The 2,247-nt window shown below is 32.6% G+C and carries 3 protein-coding genes; all 3 read left to right on the plus strand.

Going from position 1 to position 2,247, the window contains the following annotated elements; all coding sequences use genetic code 11:
- Nucleotides 1-133: 133 nt before the first annotated feature.
- From cas1 to G541_RS0108235, 3 genes are read left to right on the plus strand one after another with little or no spacing between them, the layout of a single operon-like run.
- Complete coding sequence (cas1, locus tag G541_RS09785; RefSeq protein WP_051174629.1) at nt 134-832, plus strand: type II CRISPR-associated endonuclease Cas1; 699 nt, start codon at nt 134-136, stop codon at nt 830-832.
- Complete coding sequence (cas2, locus tag G541_RS0108230) at nt 829-1,152, plus strand: CRISPR-associated endonuclease Cas2 (RefSeq protein ID WP_191976466.1); 324 nt, start codon at nt 829-831, stop codon at nt 1,150-1,152. The genes cas1 and cas2 overlap by 4 nt, the downstream gene beginning before the upstream one ends.
- 41 nt (nt 1,153-1,193) lie before the next feature.
- Nucleotides 1,194-2,180 carry a P-loop NTPase family protein gene (locus G541_RS0108235; protein ID WP_162139342.1) on the plus strand — a complete coding sequence of 329 codons (987 nt, stop codon included), beginning with the start codon at nt 1,194-1,196 and terminating at the stop codon, nt 2,178-2,180.
- Nucleotides 2,181-2,247: the final 67 nt, after the last annotated feature.

Below are 2,247 nucleotides of genomic sequence, written 5' to 3' on the forward strand. Positions count from 1 at the left end.
CTTCTTTCTAATGGAATGTTGTGACGACACCATTAAAGACCTTTATGGGTTTTTCTGTCCACTAAAATGTTCAACTTAAATTTTACAATCTGCCAATAACAAAGTGGTGGTTGTTGTTTGTGACAGAAAGTATATGCCTAGAACTATGATATTAGACTATGGTGGATATCATCACTGTGCCAAGAGAGTAAGAGAACAACTTGCATGGGAAGAGACTCTTCAATTAGAAATTTGGGGAGAGATAGTATCACAAAAAATCGGTAATCAGATTAGATTTGTAATGTTGGAGAATGCGCCTAATGATCGGGTTGAAAAAATGCTGAAATTAGCTGATGAAATGGAATTAGGTGATAAAAATAATAGAGAAGGTATGATTGCAAAGGTCTACTTTAATACATTATACGGTATGGAGTTTACTCGTGATGATGAAGACTATTTGGTTAATGCTGCAATGAATTATGGGTATGCAATACTTCGTGCCGCTGTTGCCAGAGCCGTAGTAGGCCAGGGGTTATTACCCTTATATGGTGTTTTCCATAAAAATGAGTACAATGCCTTTAATTTAGTTGATGACTTGATGGAACCTTTTAGACCGCTTATGGATTGCTGGCTAAATAAGAATGTATTGGTAGGTCAAGAATATCTTACCTATGAATTACGATTGAAAATTATTTCCTTCCTAACGCAACCAATCCGTAGTAATGGAAAAATAAGTGATATTAACAAAGTTATAGACAGATATGTAATAAGTTTTGTAAGCGCTATGAATAATAAAGACATTGGCTTGTTAGATGTAATTGATTTACAAGACTTTGTAGAGGTGATGGAATGAGGTATGCACAATTGAGAATATTATGTATGTTTGATTTACCTGTAATGACCAAGAAACAGCAGCAACAATATCGTGTATTTAGAAAGACATTGATAGAGAACGGATTTACGATGTTACAATATTCTGTCTATTATCGAATTGTTCAAAATAGATCCGCGGCTCAAAAATTTGCACCAATTTTGAAGAAAATGATTCCAGAGGATGGTGATATTCGTCTTCTTTATGTAAGTGAGAAACAATTTAATGACATGTTACTTCTAGTGGGGAGAAAAAGTAAGCAAGAACAAGCTATTGGCAATGAAAAGATGGTGATCATTTGATGAAGCTACAGATGAAATATAATATGCATAAGAGTTTAACAATGAATCTAGATGATTACATATATCTTTTTTGTTTAGATAGCATTACGAAGTGGCAACTAACACGAACGTTAAAACGATATGCATTGAACAGGTCATTAAATTTACTTGAAGAGAATATTTATGGTTCAAACGGGATAAACATTCTGGCTAATGGAGCCAAAATTAATCTTAAAAAGACGAGTTTTTTAGTGATAGATCAAGGTGATAGCATTGTGCATGAATTTAGCGGTAAGAAAGGAACGTTATTATACAAACAAATAGAGCATCTAAGAAGTAGTTACTCTTTTCAAGAAAAGATTGATGAGATAAATAATATGCTTTTGCAATTAGAAGTAATTATTGATAAAGAAACATTATCAAAATTTAAGACTGTTGAAGCAGCGTTGGTTCAGATGCAGTTAGAAGATTTATTGAAAAAAATAGTCTCTTTTAAATATAAAGAGGATGGTAATTATTGCCCACTTGAGATGATGGATGTTAATGAGCTAATCCCTGATTTTTGTGAATTATTGAGTCAACGAGTTATAGAAGATCAACAAAAGACATTAATATGGTTAATTAATCCTCAAAATTTTTTAAGCGTCAAAGCATGTGAGTATTTATTAGATGAATTAAAAGAATTAACTAAAAGTGAGTTGCTAAAGTTTGTAGTGATCTCTGATCAGAAGTTTACTGATAATTATTGTTATGATGATGTCGAAAGAACCAAGTTGATAGTGGAGGATATATATGAGTTATTGCCGTATAACGATTTAAGAGAAATAGTAAGTTCTCACTATCCTACAGATTTTAATCTAACTGATGAACAATTATTAGCATCACTATATAGAATATTACCCTTGATTGCTTCTGAAAGGGTTTATATAGCAGATAAAGACATGGTATTATTGAAAGTGTTAGGACAGTTATTAGGTTTACCTGTTCCTAAACAGATAAGCACTTCGGAGTTATCGTGCCTTGAGCAGCGGTTTTTAACGAAAGGTTGATTTGAGGTTTTTGTACTCTGAAGAACTTAGTAATGGAATAACTAACGCCCTTGTCTGCTTTTTTATC

Source organism: Ligilactobacillus saerimneri DSM 16049, assembly GCF_000423265.1.
In the GTDB taxonomy this organism is placed as follows: Bacteria; Bacillota; Bacilli; order Lactobacillales; family Lactobacillaceae; genus Ligilactobacillus; species Ligilactobacillus saerimneri.

What these genes read in the sequence shown, in the direction of transcription:
- cas1 (WP_051174629.1), top strand. Translation starts at nt 134, where the DNA reads ATGCCTAGAACTATGATATTAGACTATGGTGGATATCATCACTGTGCC.
- cas2 (WP_191976466.1), top strand. Translation starts at nt 829, where the DNA reads ATGAGGTATGCACAATTGAGAATATTATGTATGTTTGATTTACCTGTA.
- G541_RS0108235 (WP_162139342.1), top strand. Translation starts at nt 1,194, where the DNA reads ATGAATCTAGATGATTACATATATCTTTTTTGTTTAGATAGCATTACG.